This is a genomic window from Agromyces aerolatus (assembly GCF_031432255.1).
GTDB lineage: Bacteria > Actinomycetota > Actinomycetes > Actinomycetales > Microbacteriaceae > Agromyces.
The window spans coordinates 156,570-175,706 of the sequence record NZ_JAVKGQ010000007.1 but is presented as its reverse complement, the minus strand read 5'-3'; the positions used below and the strand labels follow the sequence as shown (position 1 = coordinate 175,706).

The following is a 19,137-nucleotide window of genomic DNA, read 5'->3' as shown; positions in this document are numbered from 1 at the left end:
GCATCCTTGGCCGGAGACGAAACGCATGGAAGGTCTTGTCGCGATGCAGGAACTCACAGTGATCGGCGTGGAGAGCGGCGCGCTCGTCGCGACCTCCGAGGACGGGGCACGCTTCCGGATCGAGATCGACGAGGTGCTCCAGTCACGGATCAGGCAGGCGACCCCCGAGGCGCACCAGGGCCCGAAGCTCTCGCCGCGCGAGGTGCAGGCGCACATCAGGTCCGGGATGTCGGCCGAAGAGGTCGCCGAGCTCACGGGCGTCGCCGTGGACTACGTACGACGCTTCGAGGGACCGGTCATCGCCGAGCGCGAGCACGTCGTGACCTCGGCGCTCGCGGTCCCCGTCCAGCTCGCCGGCGACCTCGACCCGGCTGACGAGCCCGCGTCGTTCGGCAGCGTGATCCGTGAGCGACTGGCCAAGCTCGGCGCCGACGGTGAGCGGTGGGCGAGCTGGAAGGACGAGGAACGCGGCTGGATCGTGAAGCTCGAGTTCACGGCCGACACGATCGACCACGACGCGCGCTGGACGTTCGATCTGCGCCGTCGCGCGCTGCAGCCCCTCAACTCCGAAGCGGTCACGCTGTCGCAGCAGGGCGAGCTGAAGGACGGACTCATCCCCCGGCTGCGCGCCGTCGCACCGGAGGCGGATCACGCGAGGTTCGACAGCGGCGCGTTCACCTTCGACGAGCCCGCGACGGCTGAGCAGGACACCACCCCGCCGGCGGAGCCGCTCCCCTACGGCCGGCCCACGCCGCTCGCCCCGCTCACCCCCACCGCCTCGAGCGCAGCGGTCACCCGTGCCGCCATCAAACGGGCAGATGAGCCCGCGCAGACCCACGCCGAGACCGCCGATCTCCTGGAAGCGCTGCGCCGACGCCGCGGGGAGCGCGAAGCCGCCACGGGCGAGCACACGATCGTGCCCACCGCTTCGGCACCGCAGGCGGCAGGCGCGCCCGGCGCGCCCGGCGCGCCTGCGGCGAACGAGCCAGAGCCATCGCTCGAGTCGAATGCGCCGCACGGCGGCTCGCCGAGCCACCCGCCCGTCGACGAGGCATCCGCCGACGACGCACCCGGGTCGACCGCGCGCACGCTCTGGGGCGGGAAGACCGCGCCCGGCACCGGGCGAGCCCGCAAGGGGCGCGCCTCGATGCCGAGCTGGGACGAGATCGTCTTCGGCGCACGTACCGACGACGACCTGGCCTGACGCCGCCGGGTCACGCGTGCGAGTCGTCGGCGCTTCTCGCAGACACGCCGGAATCGCCGCGCTCCACACGGAGTGTCAGCCGATTCCGCCGACGACTGGTCATGCCGGCGAGCGCCGGTGGCCGCTCTGCGCCTGTGCCCAGCCGGCCCGGCTCAGGCCGACTTCTCCGTGCGGCGTGCCTTGTGCGGCACGATCGTCGGCGCCGCGTTGTCGATCACGGCCGCCTTCGTGACGACCACGCGCGCGACGCCCGTGGAGGACGGCACCTCGAACATGATCGGCCCGAGCACCTCCTCCATGATCGCGCGCAGCCCGCGAGCGCCGGTCTGCCGCAGCACCGCGAGGTCGGCGATGGCCTCGAGCGCCTCGGGCTCGAAGTCCAGTTGCACCCCATCGAGCTCGAACATGCGCTGATACTGCTTGATGAGCGCGTTCTTCGGAACCGTGAGGATCTCCATGAGCGCCTCACGATCGAGCGACGTCACGGTCGCGACGACCGGGAGCCGCCCGATGAACTCGGGGATCAGCCCGAACTTGTGCAGGTCTTCGGGCAGCACCTCTTGGAACGCGTCGTCCTGGTCCTGCTTGCTGCGCAGCGGCGCCCCGAACCCGATGCCCCGGCTGCCCGACCGCGACGCGATGATGTCCTCGAGACCGGCGAACGCGCCGGCGACGATGAACAGCACGTTCGTGGTGTCGATCTGGATGAACTCCTGGTGCGGGTGCTTGCGGCCGCCCTGCGGCGGCACCGACGCGACCGTGCCCTCGAGGATCTTCAACAGCGCCTGCTGCACGCCCTCACCCGAGACATCCCTCGTGATCGAGGGGTTCTCGGCCTTGCGCGCGATCTTGTCGACCTCGTCGATGTAGATGATGCCCGTCTCGGCGCGCTTGACGTCGTAGTCCGCGGCCTGGATCAGCTTCAGCAGGATGTTCTCGACGTCTTCGCCGACGTACCCCGCCTCGGTCAGTGCGGTCGCGTCCGCGACCGCGAACGGCACGTTCAGCTGGCGGGCGAGCGTCTGCGCCAGGTAGGTCTTGCCGCAGCCCGTGGGGCCGACGAGGAGGATGTTGGACTTGGCGATCTCGACCTCGTCGCGGTGATCGGCCGAGGTCAGCGCCTGCTGTGCACGCACACGCTTGTAGTGGTTGTAGACCGCCACCGCGAGCGTGCGCTTCGCCTGGTCCTGACCGATCACGTACTCCTCGAGGAAGGAGTAGATCTCTTTCGGCTTCGGCAGCTCGAACTCGCCGGACTCCGACTCGGTCGCCTCGGCGAGGCGCTCCTCGATGATCTCGTTGCACAGCTCGACGCACTCGTCGCAGATGTAGACGCCGGGACCGGCGATGAGCTGCTGGACCTGCTTCTGGCTCTTTCCGCAGAACGAGCACTTCAGCAGATCGGCGCTCTCCCCGATGCGTGCCATCGCATCCTCCCTCTCGGTGCGTCTTCCGGAAGCCTAACCCGACCTCGTCACGTCGGGGCGGAGCCGCGCGAATTCATGTGGAAGTTCGGTTCGCCCTCGGCGAATCCACGTCACGCAATGACGAGACGCGGCGGATGGCCCGGCCTGTCGTTCAGCCGGTCATCCGCCGCGTCCACTGGTCGAGCTGGTGCTACCGGGTGAGCGCCGGGAGCGTCTTTCGGGAGGTGAGGACCTGATCGATCAGGCCGTACTCGAGCGCCTCCTCGGCCGACAGGATCTTGTCGCGGTCGATGTCGGTGTTGACCTGCTCGATCGATCGGTTGGAGTGCTTCGACAGCGTCTCCTCGAGCCACGTGCGCATGCGCAGGATCTCCTGCGCCTGGATCTCGATGTCGGAGGCCTGGCCGTGGCCGGCCTCGCCCATCGCGGGCTGGTGGATGAGGATGCGGGCGTTCGGCAGCGCGAGCCGGCGACCGGGCGTGCCGGCGGCGGCGATGACCGCCGCGGCCGACGCGGCCTGACCGAGCACGACCGTCTGGATCTGCGGCCGGATGTACTGCATCGTGTCGTAGATGGCCGTCATCGCCGTGAACGAACCACCCGGCGAGTTGATGTACATCATGATGTCGCGGTCGGGATCCATCGACTCGAGCACGAGCAGCTGCGCCATGATGTCGTCGGCCGACGCGTCGTCGACCTGCACGCCGAGGAAGATGATCCGGTCCTCGAAGAGCTTCGCGTACGGGTCCTGGCGCTTGAACCCGTATGCCGTGCGCTCCTCGAAGCTCGGGAGGATGTAGCGCGCGCCCGGGGCCTGCTGCCCCTGGAAGGCCGTGCCACCGAAAGCAGGGCCACTGAAACTCGGTACTGACATTCGCTCGTTCTCTCTGTTCGTCACGGCTGGTTCAGGACTGGTCGGTGCCGCCGCCGCCGGACACGTCGAGGGCGGACTCGCGGATGTGGTCGACGAAGCCGTACTCGAGCGCCTCCTGGGCGTTGAACCACCGGTCGCGGTCGCCGTCGGCGTTGATCTGCTCGACGGACTTGCCGGTCTGCGCCGCGGTGATCTCCGCGAGCCGCTTCTTCATGTCGAGGATGAGCTGCGCCTGCGTCTGGATGTCGCTCGCGGTGCCGCCGAACCCGCCGTGCGGCTGGTGCAGGAGCACACGCGCGTTCGGCGTGATGTAGCGCTTGCCCTTCGTGCCCGCGGTCAGCAGGAGCTGACCCATCGACGCGGCCATGCCGATGCCGACCGTGACGATGTCGTTCGGCACGAACTGCATCGTGTCGTAGATGGCCATTCCGGCCGTGATCGACCCGCCGGGCGAGTTGATGTAGAGGTAGATGTCCTTCTTCGGGTCTTCTGCAGCGAGGAGCAGCAGCTTCGCGGCGATCTCGTTCGCATTGTCGTCGCGCACCTCAGAACCGAGCCAGATGATGCGGTCCTTCAGCAGTCGATCGAACACACTGGGCTGCAGTGTCGGTTCGGCCATGGATGTCGCTCCGTTTCCGTTGTCGCGTTGCATCGAATCTATCCGTTGCGACCGAGCGGACCGGGCCTGTTCGCCCTAGGCGGATGCTGCGCCGCCTCGCGGCGCGCACGGGACCGGCGCAGCCGCGCGGCGCACGGTGGGTCGGACTACGCTGCGCGGATGAGAGCGAGCACCTCGTCGCGCAGGCGCACCATGGTGGGCGCGTCGCCGCCCTCGACGTTCAGCCGGAGCAGTGGCTCGGTGTTCGACGCGCGCACGTTGAACCACCAGAACGGCTCGCTCTGATCGGTCTGGCCGGTCACGGTGAGCCCATCGAGCTCGTCGAACTCGGCGCGTCCCGTGAACGCCTCGACGACCCGCGTGTAGGCGCCGGGGACATCGTCGACCGTCGAGTTGATCTCGCCGGAGAGCGCGTAGGGCGTGAACCGGGCGGCGAGTTCGGAGAACGGCACGGACGCGGCTCCGAGCTCGGCGAACACATGCATCGCGGCGAGCATGCCGTTGTCGGCGCCCCAGAAGTCGCGGAAGTAGTAATGGGCGGAGTGCTCGCCGCCGAACACCGCTCCGGTCTCGGCCATCTGGTCCTTGATGAGCGAGTGGCCGACCTTCGTGCGCACGGGCGTGCCCCCGGCCTGCTCGATGAACTCGGGCACGGCGCGCGACGTGATCAGGTTGTGGAGCACGGTGATCTCGGTCTCGCCCGCCGCACGGACGCGTGCGATCTCTCGGAGGGCCACGATCGCCGCGACCGCCGAGGGCGTCACGGCCTCGCCGCGCTCATCGACGACGAAGCACCGGTCGGCGTCGCCGTCGAAGGCCAGACCGAGGTCGGCGCCGTGTTCGCGGACGGCGCGCTGGAGGTCCACGAGGTTGGCCGGTTCCAGCGGGTTGGCCTCATGATTGGGGAAGGTGCCGTCGAGCTCGAAGTACAGCGGGACGATCTCGAGCGGCAGCGCGGGCAGGCCGGCCGCGGTGCCGAGCACCGCGGGGACGGTGAGCCCGCCCATGCCATTGCCCGTGTCGACCACGACCTTGAGCGGGCGGATGCCGCGGAGATCGACGAGCGAGCGCAGGTACGCCGAGTAGTCGGCGAGCACGTCGGCCTCGACGACCGAGCCCCGCTCGGGAGCCGGCTCGACGCCGGACTCGAGGTACGCGGCCGCGCGGTCGCGGATCGCCGCGAGGCCCGTGTCGAGCGAGATGCCCTGCGCACCGGCACGCGAGAACTTGATGCCGTTGTACGAGGCGGGGTTGTGGCTCGCCGTGAACATGGCGGCGGGCGCGGCGAGGGACCCCGAGGCGAAGTAGCTCTCGTCGGTCGAGCACAGCCCGATCGCGACCACCTCGGCGCCGCGGAGCGTCGCCCCGGCCGAGAATGCCGCCGCGAAGCGCGGGGACGACTCTCGCATGTCGTGGCCGACGATCAGGCGCCCGCCAGGCTCGCCGACCTCATCGGCGAACGCCGCGCCCAGCGCCGTCACGACCTCGTCGGTCAGCCCCTCGTCGACGATGCCGCGCACGTCGTAGGCCTTGACGATCTGGTCGAGCCGGGCGCGTGATTCGGGAGCAGGCGATGTAGTCACGCCTTGAAACCTACCTCGCCGAGCGGCACGTGCCGCACGACCTGCCAGCCGCGCGGCGCGGAGGTGCGCTCGGCGTGGCGCGCGCACAGATCGTAGCCGTGCGGCTCTCGTCGGAAGGCGAGCGGGCCGAGCACCGCGAGCGAGTCGGCGTAGTCATAGGTCAACGTCGCGACCGCTTCAGCGGTGCAGGCGGTTCGCGTACAACGTCTCATGGCTCGACCAGACTAGCGAGGCCCGCGGACATTACGATGGAACGCATGCCTCGCCCACGTCGTGTCACCTCCACGCCGAGCTCGCCGAGGCGGTTGGCCCGCGATCGGCACGGGCGCGGCCTGCGCTCTCCGGTCACGGGCCCGCATCTGCCGCTGCTGCGCACCCGGGTCGACGACTTCGACCTCACCGTCGCGACGACCGCATCGTACCTGCGCGGGCTCTGGCCGCAGCTCGAGGGGGTCGTGTTCGAGGTCGCCCAGGGGCCGGCCGAAGCCGTCCACGACGATCACGTCGACCGCTGGAAGGTGTACCACGACGAGCGGCGCATCATCTTCTATCGGCTGCCGATCGTGCGCTTCCTGCGGCTCCAGGAGGGTGAGGAGCGCGACGAGAAGCTGCTCATCGAGAGCTGCGTGTACCGTGCGGTCGCCGACCTGCTCGGCAAGGACCCGTGGGAGCTCGCACCCGGCCGGTACCGCCACTTCTGACCGGCCCGCGGGCGTCGCCCGGCCGGCTACCGCGGATAGATCCGGATCGGCGCGTCGAGCGGCCCGGGCGGTTCGACGGGCATCGACGCGAGCTGGCGCGCCGAGCGGTACGAGACCGATGCGTGCAGCCCCTCGGCCCCGCGCAGCACGAGGCCCTGCCCGGACGTCAGGCCCACCTCGACCGCGCTGCCGGCCTCGACCTCGACCGATCGCTCACCGCCGCCCGCGACGATCGTGACGTCGGCCACCTCGTCTCCGGGATTCCGCAGGTGCAGCTGGGGGCCCGGGCCGTCGGCGACCGCGACGGCGGTGTCGCCGATCAGCGGCGCGGTCGCGCTGAACCAGGCCACATCGCCGGTCGCGCCGTCGGGCGCGTCGGGCGTGCCCGCCTCGGACGGGATCGTCGAGCGTGCGGCGGCCACGACCGGGGCATCCGCCTCGATCTCGACCGAGTACGGCCCGGCGGCGAGCTCACCGAGCGGCACGTCGGTGACCTGGCCGGGCTGGAGGTTGACCTCGGCGCTGGTCCCTCCGCCGCCCGACTCCGAGATCACGCCGATCGTGGCGACCACGGGCTCCTCGCCGGGTGCGAAGAGGCGCAGCGCGGGGAACGCGTCGCCCTCGGCGTGATCCTCGTCGACGGCCACGCCGTGGTCCCCGGTCACGAGGACGCCGGGGATCTGCTGTGATTGCGCCGGCCGGGCCGAGGCGCCGACGAGCTCGACACCCGCCGGCACGAGGCCGTCGATGGCGGTCTGCTGAAGACTCGCGGCGATCCGCCCGCCGGTCGACGTGACCTGCACCACGGGTGAGGCGACGTTGGGTGCGAGGCCGGCGAGCGAGACGACTCGCTGCCCGTGTGCGGGCACCTGCAGCCCGACCGCCGACGGCGCTTCGACCGGTCCCGCCTCGCCGAAGACCCGCAGCTCGACCGTCGCGGCCACGTCGGTCGGGTTGGCGAGCAGGACGAGCGTGACCCGCCCGAGCGCGGTGGACCCGCCGACGAGCCAGGACTCCGCGACGGCTTCCCGGCATGCGGCGACCGCGAGCCCGGCGATGGTCTCGGTGCCCGCGCTCTGGGACTGCGCGCCCGCGAGCAGGCCCGCGGCGACGTCTCCCGGCGCGGTGGTCAGCGCGATCGGCGTCCCGTCCGCATCGGCGTCGGGATTGCCCGGCGCGTTCACCTCGACCTCTTCGACGTCGGCCTGCGCGGGCTCGACCTGGGTCACGAGCGAGACGTCGCCGAAGGACGAGGCCGTGGTCGCCGAGGACGCATCGTCGGCGAGCGCGAGCAGCGGACCGGGGCACACCCGCACCTGCGGGCTCTCGGACGGCTCGACGACGACGGACGCGGGCTCGGCCTGGTACGACGGCCACGGCACGAGTGCGGCGGCGGCGACGGCACCAGCCCCGACGGCGAGGGCTGCGGCCGCGGCCAGCCCTCGGACCCCCGCGATGACGTAGCTGCGCCTAGCCGGCATGCTCCGGACCCTTCCTCTGGTCGAACTCGGCGTCGCCGGCCGGGTCGCCCGGCTCCCCGCCCGGCGCGACGCGCGCCGGCGCGCCGGTCTCGCCCGTCTCGGCCGGCGGCGGGCCGGCTTCGACGATCCCGGATGCCTCGGCGGCGGGTGGCTCGGAAGCAGAGGTCCCGGCGGCGGATGCCTCGGCGACGGGATCGGTCGCGGATGCCTCGGCGGTGGCCGTATCGGCGTCGGCAGCGCCGCTCGCACCGTCGCCACGACGCGACCGGGCGCGCGGGGGCTTGGCGGGTTTCGGCGGCTTGGGCGGCTTGGCCGGCCTGATCCTGACTCGCGCGTCCTCACGACCCGCGCCGGTCGGGATCGACAGCAGCACAGCCGCGCCGAGCACGATGAGCTGGAGCGTGGTCCACAGCACGGAGGTCGCGCCACCCGCGTTCGCCGGGATGGCCGACGCGGGCGCCGGCGACGGGGCGTCCGCGAACCGCCACAGCACGCCGAACGCCGTGTCGCCGACCGGGATGAGCTCGGGGTTGCCGTCGAGCGCGGCCCGCGCACGCTCGGCGGTGGCGACCGCTTCGCGGTTCTCAGCCGACTCGGGTGGCGCCAGCAGCACGAACGTCGTGCCGAACTCGTCGACCGCCGCGGCGGCGTCGAACCCGCTCTGCGAGGCGAGGTTCCCGGTGAGCTCGGCGAGCCGCGCCTCCCGCTCCGAGAGCCCGGCGCGGGTCGCATCGATCGTCGACTGGTCGTCGAGTGTCGCACCGGTGCCGTGTTCGAGCCACGAGCGCAGGCCACCGCCGTCGAGGGGCTCCATGCGCAGGGTCGTCACCCGAGGATCGGTCTCGGCCGCGGCGACGACGAACGCGGGCAGCGTCCGTTCACCGGCCGGGCCGACGGGCGCGGCGCTGGTCGCCAGCGCGAGTCCGGCCGGCAGCACCGCGGCCGCGGCCGCGACACCGGCGACCGCCGCGAGGGCCGGCGCTCCGCGGCGGATGCCGTCGAGTCCGATGACCACGGCGGCGACCAGGCCCAGCCACGCGAGGCTCTGCCCGGCTCCGCTCCAGACGGGGACCGCCTCGTCGCCGATGGACGCGACCGCCAGGTGCGCGGCGGCGACCGCGGTCGCGAATCCGGCCAGTGCGGTGGCGAGTGCGAGGATGGCGGCCCGCAGCCGCGGCCAGAGCAGCGAACTCACGGCGAGGAGGACCAGCGGGGCGAGCAGCACCGTGACGATCCAGACCGGGTCGAGCCCGAGTCCGAGCGGTTCGAGGGCCGCGGACCAGCCGGCGTCGGCGACCGGGAAGCCGAGCGCGAGCCACCACGCCCCCGGCACAGCGCCCGGCGCGGGCAGCCCGGGGTCCGCGAGCAGCCCGAGCGGCGTGCCGGCCGAGACCTGCGCCCAGATGAGCGGCGCGGCGAGCACGAGCGCCGGCAATGGGATGAGCGCGTACCTGGCCGCTGACCGCCCGCTGATCGCGATCGCGACGATCCACGCGAGGATGAGCGCGGGCGCGAGACTCGGTGCGGCCGCGACGACGACGGCCAGCAGGAGGCCTGCGGCGGCGGTCGACGCCCAGCTCGATGCGGCGCCGATCGCGGCGAACGCGAGCCATCCGAGGAGCGCGTGCGCGATCACCGCGCCGGGCCGGCCGTCGGCGAGTGCGATGACGAACGGCGGCGCCAGGGCCCAGACGGCCGCCGCGAGCGCGCGCAGCGAGCCGCGCTCGGTGAGCCGGGATGCCGTGAACCAGGCCCCGAGCGCGGCGACGGGGATGGCCACCACCCAGAGGGCGACCAGCGCGAACGACGGCGACCAGAACGTGATCGAGCCGAGCACGGCGAGCACACCCGCGAACGGGTCGGCGGGGCCGACGAACCCGGCGCTGACGTCCCGCCAGCCGTACGCGGCGTTGCGCCAGAGCTCGTCCAGCCGGTCCGACAGCGGCAGCAACGCGCCGCCGCCGATGCCCGCGGCGCTGAACAGCCACGACATGAGCGCGGCCGACACCACGATCGAGCCCAGCAGGACCCATCCCCCGCCCGTGCCGAGGAACTGCAGCTCCTCGGTGCGGCCGCGAGCGCGCGCGCGGCGCGCCTCGGCCGCCGCACGGCGACGGCGCCGCATCTCGTCGGGCTGGATCCGGAGCGGCGCGATCGCGGACCAGCCGACCAGCTTGGCGCGGCGGAGGGTCCGTCGCGCGTGCGCGACCTGGCCCAGCCCGAACATCGCCTGGAACGCCGCCGCGAACTCGCCGCCGATCGCGCCGGGGGCTTTCGTGAGCAGCAGGCCGATCGAGCGGGCGACGGCGAGTGGGAGCAGGGCGAGCCAGTGCAGCGGCACCATCGCCGCGGGCGCGTAGACCAGCCGTCGGTGCAGCTCGGCCGCGCGCTCGAGCCGACGGCGGCGGCGCGCACGGCGACCGCGACCGGCTTCGGGTCCGGCGACGCCGCCTTCTCCGACGACGACCCGTGCGGATGGCACGACGCTCACCCGGTGGCCGGCGAGGCGCGCGCGGATCGAGAAGTCGAGCGCGTCGTCGACGACGGGGAGTCCCGGGTCGAAGCCGTCGAGCGCGCGCCAGACGGCGTGGCGGACCAGGAGGCCGGCCGCGCCGACCCCGAGCACGTCGCTGAGCTCGTCGTGCTGGCCCTGGTCGAGCTCGTCGGCGACGAGGTCGACCGCGCGACCGAATCTCGTGATCGAGCGCCCGAGTCCGACGATGCGATCCGGTGCGTCCCAGGACATGAGCTTGGGGCCGGCGATCGCGACCGAGCGCTCGGTCTCGAGCGTCGCCACGAGGCGGGCGAGGGTGTCGGCTGCAGGCTCGGAGTCCTCCGCGAGCAGCCACAGGGCGTCGTCGTCGCCGCTCGGCGGGGTCAGGACGCCCTCGGCCGCGCGGACGGCCTCGCCGAAGGAGACCCGGGTCGAGAGCGACACGATGTGGTTCGGCGCCGCGGCCGCGGCGTCGTCGCGCGCGGCGGTGTCGGCGTCGGTGAGCACGATGATGAGCTCGTCGGGGGCGCGGTGCTGAGCGCGGACCGCCGCGAGCGTGCGACGGAGGCGGTCGCCGCCGCGGTGCACGACGAGGACGGCGGTGACTCGAGGGAACATCGGGGACAGCCTAGGGTCCGCCCGCCGTCCCGGCGGTCACCGTGGCGGGCGTGCCGCGAACCTCATGCGGCGGAGCGCTCGTGCCTTCGGGGAGCGGCGCGGGTCACCCGGCGCGTTTGCGGAGCTTCCGGCGTTCGCGTTCGGACAGTCCACCCCAGATGCCGAAGCGCTCGTCGTTCGCTAGGGCGTACTCGAGGCACTGCGCGCGGACCTCGCACCCGCCGCAGATCTTCTTCGCGTCGCGCGTGGAGCCGCCCTTCTCGGGGAAGAACGCTTCGGGGTCGGTCTGCGCGCACAGCGAATCGCTCTGCCAGGCCAGCGGATCGTCCTCGGCGCTCCCCCGAAGGCCCGGCATGCCCAATTCTGTCGGCTGACCCCGACGGACCGGATCGATGAACCAATCCTCAGGTACGCCAGAACGATATTCGAGGTTTCCCATATCGTCTCCCACCCAGTTGTACCGTCCGCCTGCGCGGCGTGTCAGCACAATTACACCGGTGTAATTCCAGGGCGTCAAGTCGCGGAGACCAAACTCTCAATCATGGCCTGAGGCTTCTGGTGCACGGCGACACCCCGGACGCGTGTCGCGGAAGCCGGGGTCAGGCAGGATCCGGCGCGGTGGCCGTGCGCCTCGCACGCCACGCGCTTTCCACCATGTCGGCGAGGGAGTGCCGCATCCGCCAGTCGAGGTCGCGCGCCGCGAGCTCGCCCGATGCGACGATCCGCGCCGGGTCGCCGCGTCGGCGCGGCGCGACCTCGGGGGTGAAGGCGACGCCGGTCACGTCGGCGATCGCGCGCATGATCTCGCCCACCGAGACCCCCTCACCCGAGCCGAGGTTGTACACGGGCTCGAGCGGGTCACCGGCGATGAGCCGCTCGGCCGCGACGACGTGGGCGGCCGCGAGATCGGCGACATGGATGTAGTCGCGGACGCAGGTCCCGTCGGGCGTCGGGTAGTCGTCGCCGTTGATGCGCGGGGTCTCCCCCTCGAGCAACGCGTCGAACACGAGCGGGAACAGGTTGTGCGGACTCGTGTCGTACACCTCGTCGCTGCCGGATCCGACGACGTTGAAGTACCGCAGTGCCGTGTGTGCGAGCCCCGCGGCGACGCCCTGGTCGGCGATGAGCCATTCGGCGACGAGCTTCGACTCGCCGTACGGAGACGTGGGACGCTTCGGCGTCGCCTCGGTCACGAGGTCGACGTCGGGCGTGCCGTAGACGGCCGCGCTCGACGAGAAGACCAGACTCGGGACCCCGGCGCTCTCCATGGCCGCGAGCAGCGTGGCCGTCGCGGTCACGTTCTGCTGGTAGGTGTGCAGCGGCCGGCCGACCGAGACGCCCGCGTACTTGAACCCCGCGAGGTGCACGACGCCCTGGACGCGGTAGCGCGCGAGCGTCTCATGGACGAGCCGCCCGTCGAGGATCGAGCCGTGCACGAAGGTCGTGCCGGCCGGCACGAAGTTCCGCCGGCCTGAGGAGAGGTCGTCCATGACGACGGTGTCGATGCCCTTGGCCTCGAACGCGCGGACGACGTGGGCTCCGATGTAGCCCGCTCCTCCGGTGACCAGCCAGCTCATGGGCGCCCCCTCCCGGCGCCCGGACGGTCCGGCGCCTCCCCGATCGTATCGGGGAGGCGCCGCTGACGGGGGGTCAGGACTGGGCGATCGGCGGCTCGCCCGCGTGGCGGACGCGGGCCGAGATCTCGGGAAGGCCGTAGCCGTCCCGGGCGAGGAGTCGAATCGTGCCGGCGACGCCCCAGGAGACGAGGGCCGCGACGAGGATCAGCAGCAGGATCGTGGTCATGGCAGAAAATCTATGCCTTGCCATATCACGCCAACAGTGGCAGAGTTGCCACCGAACGACGTCTTCCTGCCAAGCTCTGAGGTCACCATGTTGCACACCGTCGCCTGTCTCGCTCTCCCGCACATGGCCCCGTTCGAGTTCGGGGTGATCTGCGAGGTGTTCGGCATCGATCGCTCCGAGCACGGCGGGCCCACCTTCGACTTCCACGTCATCGCCGCCGACCCCGGACCGGTGCGGACCAAGCTCGGATTCGACCTCGTGGTCACCGAGGGGCTCGAGGCGGCCGCGACCGCCGACCTGATCGCCGTGCCCGCCTCGCTCATCGACGAGGCCGCGGACGAACGCGTGCTCCAGGTGATCCGTGACGCCGTCGCCCGCAACGCCTGGGTGCTCAGCGTGTGCTCGGGCGCGTTCACGCTCGCACGCGCCGGAGTGCTCGAAGGGCGACGGGCGACCACGCACTGGATGTACACCGACCGCATGGCCGAGATGTACCCGGGAACCGAGGTCGACCCCGATGTACTGTTCGTCCAGGACGGCAAGGTCGTCACCGGTGCGGGCACGGCCGCCGGCATCGACGCCGCGCTCCACGTCGTCCGCACCGAGCTCGGACAGTCCGCGGCGAACATCATCGCGCGCCGCATGGTCGTGCCGCCGCAGCGGGACGGCGGTCAATCGCAGTTCATCCAGACGCCGGTCGTCGAGGCCAGAAGCGACTCGTTCGCGCAGATCACCGAGTGGATGGTCGAGCATCTCGACGAGGAGCTCACGGTCGACCGCCTCGCGCGCAAAGCGCTCATGTCGCCGCGCACCTTTGCCCGGAAGTTCCGCGCCGAGACCGGCACGACCCCCAACGCCTGGCTCAACCGGCAGCGTCTGCTCCGCGCCCAGCAGCTGCTCGAGGAGACCGACCTCACGCTCGAGGAGATCGCGCGGGAGACCGGCTTCGGCGCCGCGGCGGTCATGCGTCACCACTTCCTCAAGGTGCTGCAGACCACGCCGACGGCCTACCGCCGCCTGTTCGGCGCGCCCGGCGATGCCGCGGTCTCCGCCGCGGCGGCGGAGCGGTCGGTCTCCGCCGTCGGCTGACGGGTCAGGGGGTCAGCCCGTCGTGGCGACCCACGCGATGCCGGGACCGCTGACCGAGAGCGCGCCCTCGTCGGGCGTGACGTAGACGGCCGCCCCGCGAGGCACTGCGGTTTCCCCCAGCGCACCGGCGAGCCGCACCTCGTCGCGCTCGGCGAGCACGATGGCTGGTCCGCCGAGCGTGACGCGCGAGACATCCGCCCCGGGCTCGGCCCGGTGCAGCACGAAGTCGGGGACGTCCGGCCGGAACGTGAGCACCCCGTCGCTCGCGACCTCGGGCGCGAGCCGGGGCGGCGGCATCGGTGACACGTCGAGCACCTCGAGGAGCTCGCCGACGTCGATGTGCTTGGGCGTGAGGCCGCCACGTAGCACGTTGTCGCTCGACGCCATGAGCTCGATGCCGAGCCCGTCGAGATACGCGTGGATGTTGCCCGCCCGGAGGTAGAGCGCTTCCCCGCGGACCAACCGCACGCGGTTCAGCAGGAGCGAGATCACGATCCCCGGGTCACCGGGATAGGCCTCGGCGAGCGCGGCGACGGTGTCGAACGAGAGCGCGAACCCGGAGGCCCGCGCGACGTCGCTCACCGCGAGCCGGACCACGCGCTCGACGACCCAGGCCGCCTCGCCGGTGTCACCGCCGCGGCCGTCGCGGAGCAGCCAGTCGACGGTGCCCGCGAGGCCGTCCGCGAGATGCGACTCGAGCAGGTCGAGGGCACCCGGCTCGGGCTGCGCGTCGGCCGCGTCGGCCTCGCGCAGGGTCGCGAGCACGCCACGGACCTCCTCGACCGGCCGGAAGCCGGACAACGCGTCGAACGTCTCGCTCAGCGCGACGATGAGCTCGGGCTTGTGGAAGGTGTCCTTGTAGTTGCGGTCGTAGGCGTCGATGGGCACGCCGTCGGCCTCCTCGCGCGCGAACCCGGCACGCGCTTGCTCGGGCGTCGGATGCGCCTGGAGGGAAAGCGGGCCGCCGGCGGCCAGCAGCTTCAGCAGGAACGGCAGCCGCGCGCCCTGCGCCGCGAGGTCGGGGCCGAGCGCCCGCTCGGGCTCGGCGGCGATCCACTCGGCGAGGTCGCGTGCGCCGCCGGTCGCGGCCGGATCGTCGATCCTCGCGGGCGAGCCCGCGTGCGCCCCGAGCCACAGCTCGGCCTCCGGCCCGCCGGACGGCCGCGTGCCGCGGAATGCCGCGATGTGCTCGGACGATCCCCACGCGTAATCGCGCGGGGTGTTGCGGATGGCGACAAACATGCAGGAGCGTCCTTTCGGGGGCGTTGTCCCAAGCTACCAACGGCGTTGCCGCCCCCGGGGTGCGTGGCCCTAGGCTCGGCCCATCCCCACCGACTGGAGCTGCCATGACCTTCGCCCCGCTCGCCGGCGACTTCCTCTCCTATGCCGACGTACTCACCGACCGCGAACGCGACGCGCTCGCCCGCCTCAGGGGCTGGCTCGAGACCGACGTCCGGCCGATCATCGGCGACTACTGGGAACGTGCCGAGTTCCCCATGCAGCTGATCGCCCCGCTCGCGCAGCTCGACGTGCTCTCGTACGCCTGGGAGGAGACCAGGCCGTTCGAGAACAGCGCCGTCTTCCGCGGCTTCGTCGCGCTCGAGCTCGCGAGGGTGGATGCCTCGGTCGGGACGTTCGTCGGCGTGCAGAACGGGCTCGCCGCGGGCTCGATCGCCGTCGCCGGGTCGGCCGAGCAACGGGCCGAGTGGATTCCGAGGCTCGCCTCCGGCGAGGTGCTGGGCGCATTCGGACTCACCGAGCCCGACTCCGGCTCGGACTCGGCGCGCGGGCTGCGCACGACCGCCCGCCGCGAGGGCGACGAGTGGGTGCTGAACGGCGAGAAGCGCTGGATCGGCAACGCGACGTTCTCGGACGTCACCATCATCTGGGCGAAGGACGAGGCCGACGGTCAGGTGAAGGGATTCATCGTGCCGACCGGCACCCCCGGCTATGCGGCGACGAAGATCGAGGGCAAGATCAGCCTCCGCCCCGTGCAGAACGCCGACATCGTGCTGACCGACGTCCGGGTGCCCGAGTCGCTGCGGCTGCAGCGTGCGTCGTCGTTCCGCGACACCGCGGCGGTGCTGCGTGCGACACGCGCGGAGGTGGCGTGGTCGGCCGTCGGCACCGCGATCGGCGCGTACGAGTCGGCACTCGCGTACACCAAAGAGCGCGTGCAGTTCGGCAAGCCCATCGCCGCGCACCAGCTCATCCAGGACCACCTGGTGCGCTGCCTCGGCAACATCACGGCCTCGCTCGGCATGGTGGTCCGCGTCTCCGAGCTGCAGGATCGCGGCGAGCAGCGCGACGAGCACTCCGCCCTCGCCAAGGCGTATGCCACGGCTCGCATGCGTGAGACGGTCGCGTGGGCGCGTGAGGCGTGCGGCGGCAACGGCATCGTGCTCGAGCACGGCGTGGCACGGTTCTTCGCCGACGCCGAGGCGCTGTATTCCTACGAGGGCACGCGCGAGATGAACACGCTCATCGTGGGCCGCGCGATCACCGGTGAGGCCGCATTCGTGTGACGGCGGCGATAGCCTTGTCCGCATGACCTCGGGACGTCGCTCCGCGCTCGTCGGCGCCTACGCGACGTTCGCGGTGTTCACGGTGCTCGCGGGCCAGTTCTGGCGCAACCTGCTCGGCTGGTGGGGCTTCGGCGCGGTCGTCGCCGTCGTGGTCGCCGGCGCGATCTGGCTCATCGTGGCGACGCGCCCATCGTGGGCCTGGCGCCGGGTGCCGAAGTCGACGCTCGCCTTCCTCGCCATCGCGACGCTGTCGGTCGCCTGGTCGGCCTACCCCGCATCGTCGGCGCTCGGCGTGGCGATCCTGCTCATCACGGCGTTCGTCGCGATCACGCTCGCGCTCTGCCTGAGCTGGTCGCGCCTCGTGACCGCGATCGCCGGGGCCGTGAAGTGGGTGCTCGGGCTCTCGCTGGTGTTCGAGCTCGTGATCGCGATCTTCGTGCGGCAGCCCGTGCCGCCGCTCTTCCCCGACTACGACCCGAGCGACTACGAACGCGTCCCGCTGGCCTTCTTCTGGTCGCGCGCGCTGCTCTTCGACGGCGGACCGATCGAGGGCATCGTCGCCAACCGTAATCTGCTGGGCATGATCGCGCTGATCGGCGTGATCGTCTTCGGTGCGCTGCTCGCCTCGGGCGCCATGCGCCGTGCGCAGGGCATCGGCTGGCTCGTGGTCGCCGGGGTGACGCTCGTCCTCACCCGGTCGGCGACCGTGACGCTCGTGGCCGCGCTCGTCGTGATCGGGGTCGCGTTCGTGGCCTGGGCGCGGCGCGCCGGCCCGGATCGCCGTCGACCCGTCTATCTCACGGCCGGCCTCGCGCTCGTGGCATCCGTGACCGCCCTCGTCGTGTGGTGGAGCCAGCTGACCTCGCTGCTCGGCCGCAGCGAAGACGTGACCGGGCGCTTCGAGATCTGGGCGGGAGTGACCGAGCTGGCCGCGCAGCGGCCGTTGTTCGGCTGGGGCTGGCTCGGGTACTGGCAGCCGTGGACCGAGCCCCTGAACTCGCTGTACTCGCGCCACGGCGTCATCTACCTGCAGGCCCACAACGCCTGGCTCGACGTGTGGCTGCAGCTCGGCATCCTCGGCCTGGTCGCGTTCGCCTCGGTGGTCATCGGTGCGCTCTGGCGGTCCTGGTTCCTCGCGGTCGACCGGCCCATGGATGCCTCGGGCCGGCTGCGTCCCCACACCGCGGCGTCGCTCGTGCCGCTCGCGCTCATGATCGCCCTGATCGGGCAGAGTCTCGCCGAGAGCCGGCTCCTCCTCGAAGGCAACCTCGTCCTGCTCCTCGCGATCGCGTGGGCGACGAAACAGCGCCAGTGGGCGCCCGAGCCGCTTCCGGTCGAACCCGCCCGGGCGCGCTTCGACCGGCGCCCGACCTCCGGCACGGCGTCCGCGCGATGACCGCCGACCGGCCGGCTCCCGGCGCGTGGCACGCCGTCCGCGAGGCGGTCGGACAGGCGCGCTTCGCGCAGGCGCTCGCGCTCATCGCGATCGGACTCGCGTTCTCGACCGAGGCGATCGTCGCGCTCGTGGGCTGGCCGGGCCTGCTCGCCGCCCTCGTCGGGCTCATCGTGCTCGCGGGGTTCTCGCTCGTCGCACGGTGGCCCGCGGTCGAGTGGTACGGCATCCTGCCGCTCACGATCCTCGTGTTCGTCGCCTGGTGCGCGGCCTCCGTGATCTGGAGCAACACCACCTGGCTGAGCGCGGGCCGGGTCGCGTACCTCATCGCGTTCGCCGTGCTCGGCGTCTACATCGCGCTCATGCGCGACACCATCCAGATCGTCCGCGCCTTCGGCGACGTCATGCGCGTGCTGCTCGGCGTGTCGCTCGGGCTCGAGGTGCTCTCGGGCATCCTGCTCGACCTGCCCATCGAGTTCCTCGGCATCAACGGCGACCTCGCCACGCTCGGTCCGATCCAGGGCATCTTCGGCACCCGCAACATGCTCGGCTTCGTGGCGCTCATCGCACTGCTGACCTTCATCATCGAGTGGCGCATCAAGATCTCGCAGCGCGGAAAGGCCGCGGGGTCGATGACGCTCGCAGGACTCTGCCTGATCCTCGCGGGATCCCCGACGACGTGGGTGGCGCTCGTCGCGGCGCTCGTCGCACTGGCCGCGCTGTACGGGCTGCGGCGCGCTGACCCGACGACCCGATGGCGCTGGCAGATCGCGCTGCTCGCGGCCGGGGTCGTCGCGCTCGTGACCGCCTGGTTGCTGCGCATCCGGATCATCGAGCTGATCGATGCGCGCGCCGAGTTCGACGTGCGGCTCGAGGTGTGGCGCGAGGCGTCCAGGTACCTGGCCTCGAACCCGCTGCAGGGCTGGGGGTTCGTCGGCGAATGGCCGAGCGACCTGCCGCCCTACACCTGGATCGAGCAGATGACCGGGCGCGAGCACGCCTCGGCCCTGAGCGCGTTCATCGACGCCTACTTCCAGGTCGGGGTGATCGGGCTGGTGCTGTTCGCCGGCCTCATCGGCGTGGCCCTCGTCCGCGCCTGGCTGCTCGCGTCGTCACGACGCAGCCCCGTGTACCTGTGGCCGGCGCTCATGCTCGTCGTGATCGCGGTCACCAGCGTCACCGAGAGTTTCGTGCTCGTCGACGGCGGATGGATGCTGCTCGTCGTCTGCGCCGTCAAGGCCGCTCGGGACATGAGCTGGCGCGACGCGCTCTCCCGCCCGGCACCGTCCGCGCCGTCGTCCGAACGGCTCGGCTGAGCCGGGCCGG

The 19,137-nt window shown here is 71.9% G+C and carries 17 protein-coding genes; 6 read left to right on the top strand and 11 right to left on the bottom strand.

Annotated elements, in window-relative coordinates:
- Positions 1-43: 43 nt before the first annotated feature.
- The gene (sepH, locus tag RH864_RS11200) at positions 44-1,204 is read left to right on the top strand and encodes a septation protein SepH (RefSeq protein ID WP_310517633.1); all 1,161 of its coding nucleotides are present in this window, start codon (positions 44-46) and stop codon (positions 1,202-1,204) included.
- Positions 1,205-1,356: 152 nt separating this feature from the next.
- Here the strand turns inward: sepH and clpX are convergent, their stop codons facing one another.
- The 5 genes from clpX to RH864_RS11175 form a co-directional block, all read right to left on the bottom strand.
- Positions 1,357-2,631 (bottom strand): ATP-dependent Clp protease ATP-binding subunit ClpX, encoded by a 1,275-nt coding sequence (gene clpX / locus RH864_RS11195; RefSeq protein WP_310517632.1) that lies wholly within the window; start codon positions 2,629-2,631, stop codon positions 1,357-1,359.
- A 190-nt stretch (positions 2,632-2,821) separates the two neighbouring features.
- Positions 2,822-3,505, bottom strand: a complete 684-nt coding sequence (locus RH864_RS11190; protein ID WP_310517631.1) for an ATP-dependent Clp protease proteolytic subunit — start codon at positions 3,503-3,505, stop codon at positions 2,822-2,824.
- Positions 3,506-3,536: 31 nt separating this feature from the next.
- The gene (locus RH864_RS11185; protein ID WP_310517630.1) at positions 3,537-4,157 is read right to left on the bottom strand and encodes an ATP-dependent Clp protease proteolytic subunit; all 621 of its coding nucleotides are present in this window, start codon (positions 4,155-4,157) and stop codon (positions 3,537-3,539) included.
- Between the two features lie 113 nt (positions 4,158-4,270).
- Positions 4,271-5,707 (bottom strand): phosphomannomutase/phosphoglucomutase, encoded by a 1,437-nt coding sequence (locus RH864_RS11180; protein ID WP_310517629.1) that lies wholly within the window; start codon positions 5,705-5,707, stop codon positions 4,271-4,273.
- Positions 5,704-5,871 carry a DUF3499 family protein gene (locus tag RH864_RS11175; RefSeq protein ID WP_310517628.1) on the bottom strand — a complete coding sequence of 56 codons (168 nt, stop codon included), beginning with the start codon at positions 5,869-5,871 and terminating at the stop codon, positions 5,704-5,706. Before RH864_RS11175 ends, RH864_RS11180 begins: the two co-directional genes overlap by 4 nt.
- Before the next feature lie 93 nt (positions 5,872-5,964).
- Here RH864_RS11175 and RH864_RS11170 point away from each other — a divergent pair, with 93 nt between their 5' ends.
- A complete protein-coding gene (locus RH864_RS11170; RefSeq protein ID WP_310517627.1) occupies positions 5,965-6,408 on the top strand; it encodes a hypothetical protein in 444 nt (147 codons plus the stop codon).
- A gap of 26 nt (positions 6,409-6,434) precedes the next feature.
- Here RH864_RS11170 and RH864_RS11165 read toward each other — a convergent pair whose 3' ends face one another.
- The 5 genes from RH864_RS11165 to RH864_RS11145 form a co-directional block, all read right to left on the bottom strand.
- Positions 6,435-7,889, bottom strand: coding sequence for a DUF5719 family protein (locus RH864_RS11165; RefSeq protein WP_310517626.1), 1,455 nt, complete (start codon positions 7,887-7,889; stop codon positions 6,435-6,437).
- Positions 7,879-11,001, bottom strand: coding sequence for a glycosyltransferase family 2 protein (locus RH864_RS11160; RefSeq protein WP_310517625.1), 3,123 nt, complete (start codon positions 10,999-11,001; stop codon positions 7,879-7,881). The genes RH864_RS11165 and RH864_RS11160 overlap by 11 nt, the downstream gene beginning before the upstream one ends.
- Positions 11,002-11,104: 103 nt before the next feature.
- Positions 11,105-11,440 carry a WhiB family transcriptional regulator gene (locus tag RH864_RS11155; protein ID WP_396129965.1) on the bottom strand — a complete coding sequence of 112 codons (336 nt, stop codon included), beginning with the start codon at positions 11,438-11,440 and terminating at the stop codon, positions 11,105-11,107.
- Positions 11,441-11,600: 160 nt separating this feature from the next.
- Positions 11,601-12,578: a UDP-glucose 4-epimerase GalE gene (galE, locus tag RH864_RS11150; protein ID WP_310517624.1), complete on the bottom strand. Its 978-nt coding sequence runs from the start codon at positions 12,576-12,578 to the stop codon at positions 11,601-11,603.
- Positions 12,579-12,651: 73 nt separating this feature from the next.
- The gene (locus tag RH864_RS11145) at positions 12,652-12,804 is read right to left on the bottom strand and encodes a hypothetical protein (RefSeq protein ID WP_310517623.1); all 153 of its coding nucleotides are present in this window, start codon (positions 12,802-12,804) and stop codon (positions 12,652-12,654) included.
- Positions 12,805-12,891: 87 nt separating this feature from the next.
- Here RH864_RS11145 and RH864_RS11140 point away from each other — a divergent pair, with 87 nt between their 5' ends.
- Complete coding sequence (locus RH864_RS11140; RefSeq protein WP_310517652.1) at positions 12,892-13,893, top strand: GlxA family transcriptional regulator; 1,002 nt, start codon at positions 12,892-12,894, stop codon at positions 13,891-13,893.
- Between the two features lie 12 nt (positions 13,894-13,905).
- Here RH864_RS11140 and manA read toward each other — a convergent pair whose 3' ends face one another.
- Positions 13,906-15,135 carry a mannose-6-phosphate isomerase, class I gene (gene manA / locus RH864_RS11135; protein WP_310517622.1) on the bottom strand — a complete coding sequence of 410 codons (1,230 nt, stop codon included), beginning with the start codon at positions 15,133-15,135 and terminating at the stop codon, positions 13,906-13,908.
- A gap of 104 nt (positions 15,136-15,239) precedes the next feature.
- Between manA and RH864_RS11130 the strand changes: the two genes are divergently transcribed.
- The 3 genes from RH864_RS11130 to RH864_RS11120 are packed head-to-tail and all read left to right on the top strand — an operon-like array spanning position 15,240 to position 19,127.
- Positions 15,240-16,418: an acyl-CoA dehydrogenase family protein gene (locus tag RH864_RS11130; RefSeq protein WP_310517621.1), complete on the top strand. Its 1,179-nt coding sequence runs from the start codon at positions 15,240-15,242 to the stop codon at positions 16,416-16,418.
- A gap of 22 nt (positions 16,419-16,440) precedes the next feature.
- Complete coding sequence (locus RH864_RS11125) at positions 16,441-17,814, top strand: O-antigen ligase family protein (RefSeq protein ID WP_310517620.1); 1,374 nt, start codon at positions 16,441-16,443, stop codon at positions 17,812-17,814.
- A complete protein-coding gene (locus RH864_RS11120) occupies positions 17,811-19,127 on the top strand; it encodes an O-antigen ligase family protein (protein WP_310517619.1) in 1,317 nt (438 codons plus the stop codon). Before RH864_RS11125 ends, RH864_RS11120 begins: the two co-directional genes overlap by 4 nt.
- The last annotated feature ends 10 nt before the right edge of the window (positions 19,128-19,137 follow it).

Coding starts and splice junctions, on each gene's coding strand:
- sepH (WP_310517633.1), top strand. CDS start 44: ATGCAGGAACTCACAGTGATCGGCGTGGAGAGCGGCGCGCTCGTCGCG.
- clpX (WP_310517632.1), bottom strand. CDS start 2,631: ATGGCACGCATCGGGGAGAGCGCCGATCTGCTGAAGTGCTCGTTCTGC.
- RH864_RS11190 (WP_310517631.1), bottom strand. CDS start 3,505: ATGTCAGTACCGAGTTTCAGTGGCCCTGCTTTCGGTGGCACGGCCTTC.
- RH864_RS11185 (WP_310517630.1), bottom strand. CDS start 4,157: ATGCAACGCGACAACGGAAACGGAGCGACATCCATGGCCGAACCGACA.
- RH864_RS11170 (WP_310517627.1), top strand. CDS start 5,965: ATGCCTCGCCCACGTCGTGTCACCTCCACGCCGAGCTCGCCGAGGCGG.
- RH864_RS11165 (WP_310517626.1), bottom strand. CDS start 7,889: ATGCCGGCTAGGCGCAGCTACGTCATCGCGGGGGTCCGAGGGCTGGCC.
- RH864_RS11160 (WP_310517625.1), bottom strand. CDS start 11,001: ATGTTCCCTCGAGTCACCGCCGTCCTCGTCGTGCACCGCGGCGGCGAC.
- RH864_RS11155 (WP_396129965.1), bottom strand. CDS start 11,440: ATGGGAAACCTCGAATATCGTTCTGGCGTACCTGAGGATTGGTTCATC.
- galE (WP_310517624.1), bottom strand. CDS start 12,578: ATGAGCTGGCTGGTCACCGGAGGAGCGGGCTACATCGGAGCCCACGTC.
- RH864_RS11145 (WP_310517623.1), bottom strand. CDS start 12,804: ATGACCACGATCCTGCTGCTGATCCTCGTCGCGGCCCTCGTCTCCTGG.
- RH864_RS11140 (WP_310517652.1), top strand. CDS start 12,892: ATGTTGCACACCGTCGCCTGTCTCGCTCTCCCGCACATGGCCCCGTTC.
- manA (WP_310517622.1), bottom strand. CDS start 15,135: ATGTTTGTCGCCATCCGCAACACCCCGCGCGATTACGCGTGGGGATCG.
- RH864_RS11130 (WP_310517621.1), top strand. CDS start 15,240: ATGACCTTCGCCCCGCTCGCCGGCGACTTCCTCTCCTATGCCGACGTA.
- RH864_RS11125 (WP_310517620.1), top strand. CDS start 16,441: ATGACCTCGGGACGTCGCTCCGCGCTCGTCGGCGCCTACGCGACGTTC.
- RH864_RS11120 (WP_310517619.1), top strand. CDS start 17,811: ATGACCGCCGACCGGCCGGCTCCCGGCGCGTGGCACGCCGTCCGCGAG.